The 13,033-nt window shown below is 67.8% G+C and carries 11 protein-coding genes; 5 read left to right on the top strand and 6 right to left on the bottom strand.

The genetic code is table 11. The annotated features are described in order from the left end of the window. Nucleotides 1–294 (top strand): type 1 glutamine amidotransferase family protein (locus tag A8G08_RS27570; RefSeq protein WP_483757016.1); only part of this gene is annotated, 294 nt, incomplete at its 5' end. A gap of 187 nt (nt 295–481) precedes the next feature. Here the strand turns inward: A8G08_RS27570 and A8G08_RS19085 are convergent. Next, nucleotides 482–1,201: a hypothetical protein gene (locus tag A8G08_RS19085; RefSeq protein WP_068277701.1), complete on the bottom strand. Its 720-nt coding sequence runs from the start codon at nt 1,199–1,201 to the stop codon at nt 482–484. A 27-nt stretch (nt 1,202–1,228) separates the two neighbouring features. Here A8G08_RS19085 and A8G08_RS19080 point away from each other — a divergent pair, with 27 nt between their 5' ends. Both A8G08_RS19080 and A8G08_RS19075 read left to right on the top strand, forming a co-directional pair. Continuing rightward, a complete protein-coding gene (locus A8G08_RS19080) occupies nt 1,229–4,465 on the top strand; it encodes an ATP-binding protein (protein ID WP_169823331.1) in 3,237 nt (1,078 codons plus the stop codon). 66 nt (nt 4,466–4,531) lie between these two features. After that, complete coding sequence (locus A8G08_RS19075; protein WP_084436533.1) at nt 4,532–5,356, top strand: NADPH-dependent oxidoreductase; 825 nt, start codon at nt 4,532–4,534, stop codon at nt 5,354–5,356. On the opposite strand, the gene A8G08_RS19070 is transcribed toward A8G08_RS19075, so the two are convergent. Together A8G08_RS19070 and A8G08_RS19065 are read right to left on the bottom strand one after the other, a co-directional pair. After that, nucleotides 5,357–6,583 (bottom strand): globin domain-containing protein, encoded by a 1,227-nt coding sequence (locus tag A8G08_RS19070; protein ID WP_068277699.1) that lies wholly within the window; start codon nt 6,581–6,583, stop codon nt 5,357–5,359. A gap of 1 nt (nt 6,584) precedes the next feature. Beyond that, nucleotides 6,585–7,055, bottom strand: a complete 471-nt coding sequence (locus A8G08_RS19065; protein ID WP_068277696.1) for an RrF2 family transcriptional regulator — start codon at nt 7,053–7,055, stop codon at nt 6,585–6,587. 111 nt (nt 7,056–7,166) lie between these two features. Between A8G08_RS19065 and A8G08_RS19060 the strand changes: the two genes are divergently transcribed. Both A8G08_RS19060 and A8G08_RS19055 read left to right on the top strand, forming a co-directional pair. Next, nucleotides 7,167–7,496: an ArsR/SmtB family transcription factor gene (locus A8G08_RS19060; RefSeq protein WP_068277693.1), complete on the top strand. Its 330-nt coding sequence runs from the start codon at nt 7,167–7,169 to the stop codon at nt 7,494–7,496. Next, the gene (locus A8G08_RS19055; protein WP_068277686.1) at nt 7,496–8,173 is read left to right on the top strand and encodes a cation efflux transmembrane domain-containing protein; all 678 of its coding nucleotides are present in this window, start codon (nt 7,496–7,498) and stop codon (nt 8,171–8,173) included. Before A8G08_RS19060 ends, A8G08_RS19055 begins: the two co-directional genes overlap by 1 nt. Nucleotides 8,174–8,183: 10 nt before the next feature. Here A8G08_RS19055 and A8G08_RS19050 read toward each other — a convergent pair whose 3' ends face one another. The 3 genes from A8G08_RS19050 to A8G08_RS19040 all read right to left on the bottom strand — a co-directional run. Next, nucleotides 8,184–8,693 carry a VOC family protein gene (locus A8G08_RS19050; RefSeq protein ID WP_068277703.1) on the bottom strand — a complete coding sequence of 170 codons (510 nt, stop codon included), beginning with the start codon at nt 8,691–8,693 and terminating at the stop codon, nt 8,184–8,186. A gap of 283 nt (nt 8,694–8,976) precedes the next feature. Further along, nucleotides 8,977–10,395, bottom strand: a complete 1,419-nt coding sequence (locus A8G08_RS19045) for an FAD-binding oxidoreductase (RefSeq protein WP_068277680.1) — start codon at nt 10,393–10,395, stop codon at nt 8,977–8,979. A gap of 120 nt (nt 10,396–10,515) precedes the next feature. Continuing rightward, the coding region (locus tag A8G08_RS19040; RefSeq protein ID WP_068277673.1) for an ATP-binding protein at nt 10,516–13,033 on the bottom strand (2,518 nt) is incomplete at its 5' end.

The raw sequence follows: 13,033 nt of genomic DNA, 5'->3' as shown, positions 1-13,033 counted from the left end.
GCCGTCTGCCACGGGCCTGCCGGCCTGCTCGATATCAAGCTCTCCGACGGCACACCGCTCGTGGCGGGCAAGAACGTCGCCAGCTTCACGAATGAGGAAGAGGCCGCTGTCGGCCTCACCGATGTCGTCCCGGTGCTGCTGGAAACCGCGCTCATCGAGCTCGGCGCCATTCACCACCCGGCACCGAACTTCACCGAGAACGTCATCGTTGACGGTCGACTGGTCACCGGGCAGAACCCTGCGTCGGCGATCAGCCTTGCCGAAGCAATCGTCAAGGCGCTCGCCAACCGCTGATCCGATCGGCGCTTGTGCGGTTCCGGCCGATCCTTCGGAACCCGGGCCGGGCCGATCGGATCGATGAGCAGGCTCCCGTCGCTGATCAGGGCAGTGGACGGGGGCCTGCTCCCATGTGTCGTCGATGCGGACGTCGAGGTGCCGGGCCGCTTCCGCGACCCGGCGCCGGTTGATTTCGTCGATTTGGCTAGCGAGCCTTCGCCCAGCGTCGCAAGCCCTGCGGCCGGCGCATCATCAGGACGCCGATCGCGGCAACAGCGATTCCGCGCGGGGCCTCCCACAGGAACCCGGACAGGCCCTGGACTGCGGGGATCGGCAGGAAGAAGCCGACCATGCCGATCATCGTGAGGATCGCGATCCACTTCGGGACCGCGCGATTGCGCAGCATGCTCGCGCCCAGCATCGCCATGCCGAGCATCATCACGAGCCCGCCGCCGTTGTTGAAGACCAGGAACGCGGTCGAGCTGATCATGTTGTCGTTGTCGGCGATCAGATGCGCGGTCTCCGGGTCGCTGGCGAGCGGGTGCGCGACGAAGATCTCGATCGCCAGGTGGCCGGCCGCGGTGGTGATGTTGCCGAGTAGGTACAGCACTGCGCCGATGAATCCGGCTGTGCCGAGCCGCGGCTTCATCCAGGCGTACATACCGGGCAGCCCGAGAATGAGGCACGTCGTCCCGACGCCGAGCAGGACCTGCGCGATCGGGGTGCCCGCGCCGGTCAATGCCTCGACGGAATGCCCCTTGCCGGCAACGATCGGGTGCGCGGTGCCGCCGGCGATGCACAACGCGCCGCCGATGGACAGCGCCGCACCGCACATGCGCAGTACAGTCTCGCGAGATGGGCCACCGACCGAGGGAACATCGGTCAGGGAGGCGGAGGTTGGCAGGAGTGCTTGTGTGGTGGTCATGAGCCAAGAGTCGACGGGTGCGCTGGTGTGACGCTGGTGCGCGATTGGTCCGAACTCGAATCCGACGCACCGCCCGCGATTGCGGTGCTCGGACCGCTGCAGGTGCGCAGGCCCGATGGATCCACGCTAGAGATTCCCGCACGTAAACACGCCGAGCTCCTGGTCCTGCTCGCCGCCGAGCGCACCACCCGCAGCGCCGGGTATCTGTGCGAACTTCTCTGGCGCGGCAACCCACCCGACAGCGCCCTGGTCACCCTGCAGGGCTATGTATCGCGGCTGCGGCGCACGCTGCGCGAGGTGCCGGATGTGCGGATCGAAACCGCCGCGAATGGATACGTGCTCCGCTGTGCCGGGCCCAATACCGACCTCGATCTACTCGATGCGCTGTCGCGCGAGGCTCGAACGGCGATGGCGGACGGCGAGGTGGACCGTGCGGTCGAACTCCTCGACCGCGCGCTCGCGCTCTGGCGCGGCGATGTGCTCCCCGAGATCGCCGATATCAACGAGATCACCCCGGAGCGAGCGAGGCTCGACGAGTTGCGCTCCGAACTGACCGAGATGTGCGCCGAGGGCCTCATGGTGCTCGGCCGCGCCCGGCATGCTGCCACCCTGCTCGCCGACGCGCGGGAGCGGCATCCCCTGCGGGAGGGCATTACCCGGCTGCTGGCCCTCGCGCTGCGCGATTGCGGCCGGACCTCCGAGGCGCTCGACGCTCTGGTGCGGTTGCGGCGCGGGCTGCGCGACGAACTCGGTCTCGACCCGGCTCCGGACACCATCCGCGTGGAAAACGAAATACGCAATCCCACTGAGCCGCAATCGCTTCCGGTGCCTAGTCCGGTGCAACCCGAGTCCGGGCTCCTCGGTCGCGCCGATATCGCGCAACTGCTCGACAGCGCCTGGCAGCGCAGCGAACGCGAACTAACCGTCGTCACGGTCCGCGGGCCCGCCGGTGTCGGCAAGACCGCGGTGGTTCTCGACGCGCTCCGGCGGCACAACGCGAACGCCCTGTTCGGTGGCGGCATCGCGGGTGGGCGAACCGAGCCATTCGAGTCGGTGGCACCGTGGCTGGATCAGGCGGCACTGGACGGGCGCACCGTGCCTGCGGCACCAACACCACGCGACCTCGCGGCGTTGCTCGCCGAAATCGCCAGGGAAACCGGGCATGTGGTCGCGGTGATCGATGATCTGCACTGGGCCGACCCGGACTCCGTGCGACTCGTCGCTGCGGCGATCCGCGTGCTGCGGGCGCACCCGATTCTGCTGATCCTCACCGTCCGCCCGGAACCGCTTGGCCCGGAGCTCGATTCGCTTGTGCAGGCGCTTCGCGGTGCGGGTAACCATGTCGCGATCGAACTCGGTGCCTTGGCGGACGACTCGATCAATGCGCTCGTCGCCATCGAGCTCGGCGAAGTATCGGCCGAGGTCCGCGATGACCTGGTCGCACAGAGCCAGGGCAGTCCGTTCCTCGCGCGGCAGCTGTGTGACTTGGCCCGGGCCGGTCTGTCTGTCGCCGAGGGCGGTACGGCCGCGGTGACCGCGGCGAAATTGGCCTCGGTCTCGGCCGACGCGGGGGCGCTCGCCGAACTCGTTGCGGTGATCGGTCCGAGGGCTTCGATCGCCCTCGCGGCGGCTGCCGATGGTGCACCGGCTTTCGACGATCGGCTGCGTGAACTCACTGCAGCACAGGTAGTTTCGGTGGTCGATTCCGAAATCGCCTTTGTGCACGACCTGGTGCGCGGCGCGGTGCTCGACCGGATCGGCGCAGTGCACAAGGCCGAGGTGCATCGACGGATCGCGGACGCACTCGGCGAGGTCGCACCGGACGCGGTGGGTGCGCAGGCCTTGCATCGCAGTGCGGCGGCACTCGACTCGATCGATTCGGCCGCCGCCCAGGCCTGCGCAGCGGCTGCACGTGACTCGTTGCGCAGGGGTGCGTTCGATGATTGCGCCGAGTTCGCCGAACGTGGACTCCGCCATGCCGATCCGGGCGACACCGCTTTACTGGTCGAACTCGATTCCGTTGCCGGGCAGGCACTCAACCGGATGGGTGACCACGAACCGGCCGCGGAGCATTTCGATCGGGCCGGTCGAAGGCATGCCGACGCGGGTGATTGGACGAGTCTCGCCCGCACCGCATTGCTCGCCGCCCCGAGCGGGGTCGGTGGCTACTTCTCCGGTTTCGGCGTCCTGCAGTCGGGTTCTGCGGCGCTTCGGACGCAGGCACTCGCGCATCGCCTCGATCTCGATCCTGATCTGATCGCGGAGATCCTGGCCATCGAGGCCACCGACCGTGCCGTGCATGGCGCCGCCGGGGACCTCGATCTTCTCGCTGACGCAATGGCCCGCAGCGCGCCCGGCGCCCGGTCGTGGTCAAACGTTCGACTGGCCGAGTTCGTATGCCGCTGGGAGCCGACGACGCTGGCGGACCGGGAGAAGATCGCCGACGAACTCACCGAACTGGCCGGGGCGGACCCGCAGGCGCGGGCCACCGCGCTCCATCTGCGTCGGGTGTGCGCGCTCGAGTCCGGTGACCTGCGGCTGGTGCGTCGGCTGTCCGCGGAATTCGCCCGGCTCGCGACCGAGGGCGGCATCGACATCGAGGCCATGCAACTGTGGTGGCAGGTGATGTACTCGGTACTGCGCGGCGAGTACGAGCAGTCCAATGCGCTGATGACCCGGCTCGCCGAGGGGCTTGGCGCAGTGAGTGCGGCGGCGCGGAAACTCGCCGAGGTGTCGATGCTGACCAGCCAGTCGATAGAACTGTGGCACAAGGGCCGGCTGGGTGAGTCGCTGGAGGCGGCCGATCAAATGGCCGAGGAGTTCGACGAGGACTTCGCGCTCGTGGTTGCGATGGCCGCGGCCGAAGTGGGCGATCACGAGCGGGCGCTGCGCTTGGTCGAGACGATCATCGCGCTGCCGGGCAGGTTGCATGGTCCGCGCGTTGCGGTCCGGGTGCCGCTGCTCGTCGAGACACTTCTCGCAGTGGGACAGCAGGCGCCCCAGCATCGAAACGCGGTGCGCGAGTTCGCCGCCGCGCTCGAGCAGCACACCGAAGGCTGGGGAGATGCGCTCATCGTGCAGTGGCCCGGGTTGGTGTGTCTCGGGCCATCGGGGCTCTACCGCGGCACGGTGCGCGGGATCCTCGGTCGCGAGGGCGCACGGGCTGAGGTGGAATCGGCACTGCGACGGTCGCGGGCACTCGGTGCCCGGCCGTACGAGGAGCGCGCCGAGCAGCGTCTCGGCCTGTGGCCGTTCGACGCCTAGCGGCATAACGCGCACGCTGCGCCGAATCCTCGACCCGACGCTCGCGATCGGATTGCATACAGCGTCATGACCACCGCTGCTACCCGAAGCGAAGCCCTGCGCCACCGCTACCGCGACGACACCCTGACGCACCCGGAGGCGTGGAACGAGACGCTCGAGCTGATTCACGCCCACCGGTCGGTGCGGCAGTACCTGTCCGACGACGTCTCGGACGAGGCGCTGCGCGTACTGGTTTCGGCGGCCCAGTCCGCCGCGACGTCATCGAACCTGCAGGTGTGGAGCGTTGTCGCGGTGCGCGACCCGGAGCGTAAGCGGCGTTTGGCCGACCTCGCCGGTGGGCAGCGGCACATCATCGAGGCGCCGGTACTGCTCGTCTGGACAGCAGATTTCGCGCGGATCCGCGAACTGGCGACCGAGCGGGGAGTCGTGCTCGACGGTGCGGACTACCTCGAGTCGAGCTATGTCGGGTTCATCGATGCCGCGCTCGCCGCGCAGAACGCGGTCCTCGCCGCCGAATCGCTCGGCCTCGGCACGGTCTACATCGGTGCGCTGCGGAACAAGCCTGAGGAAGTGGCCGCCGAGATCGGGCTGCCGGCAGGGGTTTTCGCCACCTTCGGGCTGGTGGTCGGCCATCCGGACCCGGCCGAGGGCGGGCGGGTCAAGCCGCGTCTGCCGCAACAGGCCGTCCTGCACCACGAGACGTACGCCCTGCCCGGTCAGCGCGAGCATGTCGACACCTACGAGCAGCGCATCGCCGAGTTCTACGCCGAGGAGAACCTGCCGCATTCGTGGACCGACCGTGTGATCGAGCGGCTTGCCGATCCGAAGACGCTCAACGGCCGGGACCGGCTGCGGGAAGCCCTGCAGAACCAGGGCTTCCCGCTGCTCTGACTACGCGGGGGCCGGTGCCCAACTGTCCGGGCCGAAGACCTCGTAGTGGATGTTCTCCGCCGGAACGTTCTTCTCGAGCAACGCCTCTCGCAGCCCGATCATGAACGGCAGCGGTCCGCAGAGGAACACGCGGGTGCCCGGCTGGATGTCGACCGCGCCGAGATCTGCTCGGCCGGCGGAGATTCCGGTTCCGGCGGCGCGGCCACCGAGATCCTCGTACCAGCGGTGCATGACGCCACCGGGCAGACGTTCGACCAACGCACCCAGCTCGGAGCGATGGGCGTGTGCGCTCGGTGAGCGGTCGGCGTGCAGCACGGAGACCGAGCGCGCGTCCGCGTTATCCACCAGGTGATGCAGCATCCCGATCATCGGGGTGCAGCCGATGCCCGCCGAGGCCAGCAACAGCGGCGACTGGTCGTCCTCGGGCAGCACCAGATCGCCGAACGGGGTGGTCACGTCGAGCACATCGTCTTCGAACACGTTGTGGTACAGGTGGTTCGACACCTCACCTGCGGGCGCGACGGACCCATCGGCGAACGTGGTCGCACGGATGCGCTTGACGGTGATCCGCCAGTCGCCCTCTCGCGGAGCCGAGCACAGGCTGTACTGCCGGATCTGCCGGGCGCCGTCATCGAGCCGGACGCCGACCGAAAGGTACTGCCCCGGAGCGAAACGCGGCAGGGGAGTGCCATCGGTCGAGGTCAGGATGAACGACACCGAGTCCGCCGACTCGTGGCGGCGCTCGCGGACCCGTACCGTGCGCCAGACGTCGCCCGGCACGACCCCGGCCCCGGCGTAGAGGCCCTTCTCCATCGCGATCAGAGTGTCGGCCATCAGCCAGTACACCTCGTCCCACGCCGCGGCGACCTCCGGCGTCACGGCCTCGCCGAGGACCTCCACGATTGCGGCGAACAGATGCTCGTGCACGACGGCGTACTGATCGGCCGTGACACCAAGGGAGGCATGCTTGTTCGCGATCCGGGACAAGATGGCGTTCACCCGCGCGGGGTCGGGCTCGAGTTGCAGCGTCGCGAATGCGGCGATCGATCCGGCGAGCGCCTGTGGCTGCGTCCCTTGGCGCTGATTGCCCCGGTTGAAGAAGTCACGCTCGAGCGCGGGGTGTGCGGTGAACAGCTTGCGGTAGAACAGCGTGGTGATGTCGCCGATCGCGGCACCCACGGCGGGCAGGGTGGCGCGGATGACGTCTTTCGAGGTGGCCGAAAGCATGTCAGTCTCCTATCGTTCCGGTGGGTAATTCCTGGCTGCGAGCCCGCGGGAGGGCGAGCAGCACGTTCTTGGTGGGCGGTTGGGCAAGATCATCGATGGTCAGATTGTCCAGCGATTCGAAGAACGCGTCCTGTGCACGGCGCAACGCTCCGCGCAGCGAGCAGCCGTGGCGCAGCGGGCACGGGTTCGCGCCGTCGCACTCGACGACCTCGTCGAGACCCTCGAGCTTGCGGACGAGCCAACCGACTGTGGCGGTCCGGCCAAGTTCGGTGATCGCCAGCCCGCCGTTGCGTCCGCGGCGTGCATCGACGATGCCGAGTTCGTTCAAGCGGGTGACGACCTTGGTCATATGCGTGTAGGACACCGCGAGTTGGTCCGCGATTTCCCGGCTGCTCGGCCGTTCGCCGGGCCGGGCGACCGCGAGGCGCATGACCGCCCGCAACCCGAGATCGGTGAACTGTGTGAGCTGCATGCAGGCAGAGTATTTAATTACTCATCTCAGATGCGAATTATGTGATGGACGGCACTGTGTGGGCTGGGTTCAGTCTTCTCTGAATACAGAATCCGCTGTACTATTTGCCGTGTGGAGACCGCGACTCACTCCGATGCCCTGTCCCGCTTCGGCTTTGCGCTGTCGGACCCGACACGGGCCCGCATCCTGCTGAGCCTTCGCACCGGCCCGAACTACCCGTCCGAACTCGCGGAGACCATTGGGGTGTCCCGGCAGATCCTGTCGAACCACCTGGCGTGCCTGCGCGGGTGTGGACTGGTGGTCGCCGTTCCGGAGGGACGGCGCAGCCGGTACGAGCTTGCCGATCCGCGAATCGGGCATGCGCTCGACGACCTCGTCGGGCTTGTGCTCGCCGTCGATCCCGCCTGCTGTCCCGCAGCCGATACCGACGGCTGCTGCTGATGAGCACACCCCTCGGAATGCCCGGCATGACCAGGGGTGGCCCTTCCATGGAACGGCGAGCATTGTTGTCCCGGCGAATCCGCTGGCTTGTCGCCGCGACCATCACCTACAACGTGATCGAGGCGATCGTCGCACTCACGGAGGGGACCCGGGTCTCCTCGGCGGCATTGATCGGATTCGGGCTGGACTCGGTTATCGAAGTTGCGTCTGCGGCCGCGGTCGCGTGGCAGTTCGCCGGCCGCGAGCCCGAGGCTCGTGAGAAGACCGCGCTGAAGATCATCGCGTTCTCGTTCTTCGCCCTGGCCGCGTACGTCTCCGTGGACGCGGTTCGTTCGCTGGCCGGAGTAGGTGAGGCGCAGCACTCGACCATCGGAATCGCTTTGGCCGCAGCGAGTCTGGCGATCATGCCGGTCTTGTCCTACGCCCAACGCCACGCAGGCCGCGAGCTGGGTTCGCTGTCCGCGGTGGCGGATTCCAAGCAAACCCTGCTGTGCACCTACCTGTCCGCGGTCCTGCTGGTCGGGCTGTTGCTCAATTCGCTTTTCGGCTGGTCGTGGGCTGACCCGATCGCCGCACTCGTCATCGCCGCCATCGCCGTCAAGGAAGGTCGCGAAGCCTGGCGCGGGCATACCTGCTGCCCGACACCCGCGGTTCGCGAATGCGACTGCTGCGACTGAGCGGAACGGGTCAGAGCACCTTCGTGCCGTACATCTCGCCGAGCGGATCGGCGATGAGTTCGATCCGCGCGCCATCGGGGTCGCGGAAGTAGATCGAGACGCCGCTGTGCTCGGCGAACTCCACGCCGGCCTCGCGCAGCTTCGTGCGGAGGCGGTCCCAGCGGTCGGGATCGACGCTGATGGCCACATGGTGCAGGCCGCCGAGGACCTCGCGATAGGCATCCTGGTCCAGGCCGGGGAAGTCGAAGAACGCCAGCAGGTTGCCGTTCCCGATGTCGAAGAAGAAGTGGGACGAGCCGGGGTAGTCGCGGTTCTCGATGAGTTCGGTGAGCGGGAACTCGAGCAGGTCCTGATAGAACCGCACGGTCCGCTCGACATCACCGCTGACCAGGGCGGTGTGGTGGAGGCCGCGAGCCGACGACTCCGGCCGCGAATCTGCTGGGCGAAGGTGTTGCGCGCGAATTCGGTCCCGCTGCGCTTCGAACTGGGCGGTCCGCTCCTGTTCGGCTTGCGTGGTCATCAGCCGCTCCTCGCCTTGGTTGTACAACTCTCAACTATAGACCGCGGCGCGCACCCGTCTGACCAGAACGCACACGGGTGCAAATTGTGTTTGTGGGTGCAAAACTTCGCCCCCGTAAGCACAATTTGCACCCACGAGCGCAATTCGCACCCACCGCACGAGCACAATTCGCACCCACGAGCGCAATTCGCACCCGTGTGAGCCCGGGTTTCGGGCCGAGGCGCGCAGCGCAGCGCCGCCGGTGCCCCTTGCGCACCGGCGGCGCTGCGAACCCTCGTGCGGCTCAGGCGATCCCGAAGCCGTGGCAGAACCGGTTATCCGGATCGAGGGTGGCCTTCACCCGGCGCAGCCGGGCGAGGTTCTCCGGGCTGTAGGCGGTGACGGCTCGCGACGAGCGCTCCTCGCCTTCCAGGAAGTTGAGGTACGCGGCGCCGGTCACGAAGGGCGCCAGCGATTCCCGGGCCTCCCGAAGTGCACCCTCGACGGCCAGTGCGAGCTGCGGCTCGGGAACCATGCTGAGCAGCCCGAGCAGGAATTCTCCCGAGCGGCCGAGGTCGTTCGCGGCTGCGGACGCGTATTCCGCGATAGCACCGCCCGCGTGCCGGATCTCCGCGCCGAGCACCAACGGCGGCTGACCGGGTGCGGGGGTCATCGTGGCGAGCAGGGTGTCGATCGCCTCGTCGGGCAGCGTGTCGAACCACTCGGTGGTCGCGAGCGCTGGTGCCGGGTCGGTCGGGTCCATGCTGATCGCGTCGGCCGCCGCGAACGGGAGGGGACCCCAGGTGTCGAATTCCGGTGCGTGCCACTGCCGCCACGCGTCGATCAGCTCGGCGCCCTCGTCCAGCGCGCCGGACCAGCAGCCGCGCACGATCACGAAGCTGCGCCCGCGGAACGGCTCCGGGACCAAGTCGATCGGCGGGAAGTGCATGATGCCGACCGACGACGTGAGATTGCGGTCGGCGTCGGCGACCCAGTCGCGCCAGCGGGTGAGGACCTCGCGCGCAATCTCGATGGGGTAGAACAGGTTTCCGGCGTAGACCGTGTCGACCGGGAAGAGGTCGATCTCCATCGACGTGACGACACCGAGTGTGCCCGCACCGCCGCCCTTGAGTGCCCAGAAGATCTCCGGCAGCTCGGTCGCGCTCGTGCGCAGCAGGGTGCCGTCGGGCGTGACCAGTTCGAAGGAGCGCGTCGCGTCCGAGGCGAGGCCGTAGCGACGGGCCAGCCAGCCCATGCCGCCGCCGAGCGTGTAGCCGACCGCGCCGACATCGGTGGTGGAACCGAGCAGGGGAGCGAGGCCATGTTCCTGCGCGGGCCCGAGCACGGCGCCCCACTTCGCGCCGGCGCCGATGGTCGCGATGCGGTGTTCCGGGTCGATGTGCACGTCGGTGAGCGCGGAGGTGTTGATCATGACGGCACCGCTCGGCTCGCGGCCCGGGCCGTGGCCGGTGGCGCGGACGGAGACGCGCAAACCGTGTTCGGCGGCGAAGCGCACGCCCTCGGCGACGTCCTGTGAGGTCGCGGCGACAACGATGACCGCCGGGCGCTGGTCGAAGTGCAGGTTGAAGCCGGCCCGTGCCGCGTCGTATCCGGCGTCGCGCTCGGTGACGACCTGTCCGGTCACGTGGGCGCGCAGGGTGTCGAGAGTCGGGTCGCTGGTCGGTCCGGCGGTCGGCTGGGTGAACTCGTCGAGCGTGGTCATCGTGCGTCCTTGGGTCGAGGTCGGTCCGGCGCTTTGCCGTTGCCGATGACGATCGCAAGGGTCGCTTGTGACCCACTCGAGGTTTGGTTGCAACCCAGTTGGATCCCGACTTCGTGCTGTTCAGGACGGGTTTTTGAGAACTTCCGAATAGCCGTTGTCCGCGGCGAATTGCTCGATGCGGCCCTGCGGCACCAGCGACTCCGTTGCGATCGCAAGATCGCGCGCGGCCCGCAGGGTGGTGACCACCTCTTCGCGTGGCAGTCCGCGCGCGTGACCGAGTCGCGCATGCATGAGCAGCGTGACCGGCTCAGGATAGGTTTGCCCGGTTTCGCGAAGGGCTCGGTCGGCTTGGTCGAGTGCCGCGCCCGCCTCGTCGAGGTCGCCGGTGACCAGTAGCGCCTCGGCGAACAGGCTGAACCAGAGTGCGTGGCCGGTGCGGCGCAAATCCGCGTTGTGGTCGAGCATCGCGCGCATCTGCGCGATGCCCTCCTCCGTGTCACCCTGCATCGCGCGGGCCCACCAGTACTGGAAGACCGAATACGCGGCGAGGAACTCGAAGATGGCGGCCGTATCACCGGTGAGCGCATATGCCCCGGCCCGCTCGGCCCAGGCAGGGTCGCCCGTCATCGAGGCGGTGGTGGCCGAGAACGAACTCCACACAATTCCCGCGTAGCGGTCGTCGCCCATGCGCCGTTCCATCTCGTCGAAATGCGCGCGACCGGCATCAACGCCGAGATGGAGCGTGGTCATGAACGCGAGGAACGCCGGGCACAGAATCTTCACGTCGTGGCGCAGCCTGGCGTCCAACTCGGGATCGGGCTTCACCTCGTTCTTGAGGATTTGGTTCGAGGTCACCAACGTTCGATACGAATCGCCGATCCGGCCGTGATCCCAGTGGTTGAGGGCAACGGCGTGCGCTGCGTAGAGCCGGATGAGGGGGTCGCTCGCCCCCGCGCCACGCTCGGCGAGCCGGTCCGCCAATTCGGCGGCCGGACCTAGGTCGATCTGCTGCGACCGCGCAGACCAGCGCGCGTACAGCGACTCCACGGCCTCGCGATCACGGCCGAGCGCGGTCGCGAGTTGTTCAGCGCGCTCGAGCATCTCCGGCGGTGCACCGACGTACCCCTGCCGAATGCTGACCACACTGGTCTTGAGGATCAGGCCGTCGAGTTCGAGCTCGCGTGCTCCGATCTTGGCAGCAAGCTCGACACCCAGCTCAGCTTGCTGCTCGGCGGTCTCATAGGCGAAGCGCGCCAAGGCAACTCGGGCAGCATCCATCAACGCCTGCGCGGTGCGTTCGCGTGGCGCGAGCGGTCCCGCGGACCACAGGTGATGGGCGAGTCGTTCTGCGCGGTCGGCATCGCCACTTCCGGCGGCGAGCGCGTCGGCGATGCGTAGATGTATCCGGCGCGCCCGCGCCGCGGGCACTGTCTCGGCGATGGCTTCACGCATCAGGTCGTGGGTGAAGCGCACTGCGAACGGGTCCGCGGGAATCGGTTCGACAACGTGGAGCGATTCAGCGGGTTCGAGTCCGTCCAGGGTCTGCTCGATATCGAAATTAGTTGCAGCGGAGAGCAATTCGAGATCGATCTGCTTGCCGATCAGAGCGCCCACTTGCAGTAGTTCGGTGGTCGTCTCATCGATACCGGCCAAGCGGCCGCGGACCACGTCGAGAACTCCGGATGGGACGCCGGCCGCGTCTACTCCGTCGTCCAGCTTGCCGCTGTCGCGCAGCAGCCGAGCCAGTTCGCGAATGTAGAACGGATTGCCCTCGGTGCGATCGTCTATGGCGCGCACCAGATTTGGCGACGGCCAGATACCGGTTTCCTGCCGGATCAACTCGCTCACCTCGTCGCGAGCGAGCGGCCCGAGCCGCAGCCGCCGGTGCGAGGGCAATCGGCTCAGCGCAGCGAGGGCTTGCTTGAGCGAATTTCGTTCGAGGTTCGCATCGGTGCGCAACGACCCCACGAACATGGCCTTCCCGGGCCGCCGCGACGCGATATGCACCAGCAACTCGAGCGAGCGAGCATCTGCCCACTGCACGTCATCCATGACGATCAGCAGCGGGATATGGTCGGTCACGCCCTCGAGGAGGTCGGCTGCCTGATCGAAGAGGCGAAATCGTGCGCTGACATCGGGAATGAACGGCGGCGGAATGACGGTGGCGCCGGCTGTCACCATGCGGCCGAGTTCGGTGTCGAGCAGGTCGGCTCGGTGGCCCTCACTCAGGTCCGGCAGCGCTTGGCCGAGGATCTGAACCCACGGCCACATCGCAGGCGCCCCTTCACCTTCCACACAGCGCCCCCACAGCGTGCGGATGTGCCCATTGGCGTGCGCGCGCCTGGTGACCTCCTCGAGCAGTGCGGTCTTACCGGCACCGCTCGGTCCCTCGACGAGAATAATGGCGTCGCTGCCGGAGGTGGCGGTTACTACGGCGTCGTGCAGAATCGCAAGTTCGTCGAGACGGCCGATCAACGCATGCGCCGGTTCCGTGACCGCGTTGGCGGCGATCAGCGCGGGATCGGGTTCCAGCTCCTCGTGCTGGGCGGGCTCCGTCGCTGGCGTCGAAAAAGCCTGGGCAGCAGTAGGATTCGACTGCTCCGATGGGGATACACTACGCCGGGCATCGAGATGCGAT

This window comes from Aldersonia kunmingensis (assembly GCF_001646865.1).
GTDB classification, from domain to species: domain Bacteria; phylum Actinomycetota; class Actinomycetes; order Mycobacteriales; family Mycobacteriaceae; genus Aldersonia; species Aldersonia kunmingensis.
The sequence above is the reverse complement of the archived record's forward strand: the minus strand, read 5'-3'. Positions and strand labels throughout refer to the sequence as shown.

Bases quoted from the DNA above. Each gene is read 5' to 3' on its own strand.
- A8G08_RS19085 (WP_068277701.1), bottom strand. From the start codon at position 1,201: ATGACCACCACACAAGCACTCCTGCCAACCTCCGCCTCCCTGACCGAT.
- A8G08_RS19075 (WP_084436533.1), top strand. From the start codon at position 4,532: ATGACCACCGCTGCTACCCGAAGCGAAGCCCTGCGCCACCGCTACCGC.
- A8G08_RS19070 (WP_068277699.1), bottom strand. From the start codon at position 6,583: ATGCTTTCGGCCACCTCGAAAGACGTCATCCGCGCCACCCTGCCCGCC.
- A8G08_RS19065 (WP_068277696.1), bottom strand. From the start codon at position 7,055: ATGCAGCTCACACAGTTCACCGATCTCGGGTTGCGGGCGGTCATGCGC.
- A8G08_RS19055 (WP_068277686.1), top strand. From the start codon at position 7,496: ATGAGCACACCCCTCGGAATGCCCGGCATGACCAGGGGTGGCCCTTCC.
- A8G08_RS19050 (WP_068277703.1), bottom strand. From the start codon at position 8,693: ATGACCACGCAAGCCGAACAGGAGCGGACCGCCCAGTTCGAAGCGCAG.
- A8G08_RS19045 (WP_068277680.1), bottom strand. From the start codon at position 10,395: ATGACCACGCTCGACGAGTTCACCCAGCCGACCGCCGGACCGACCAGC.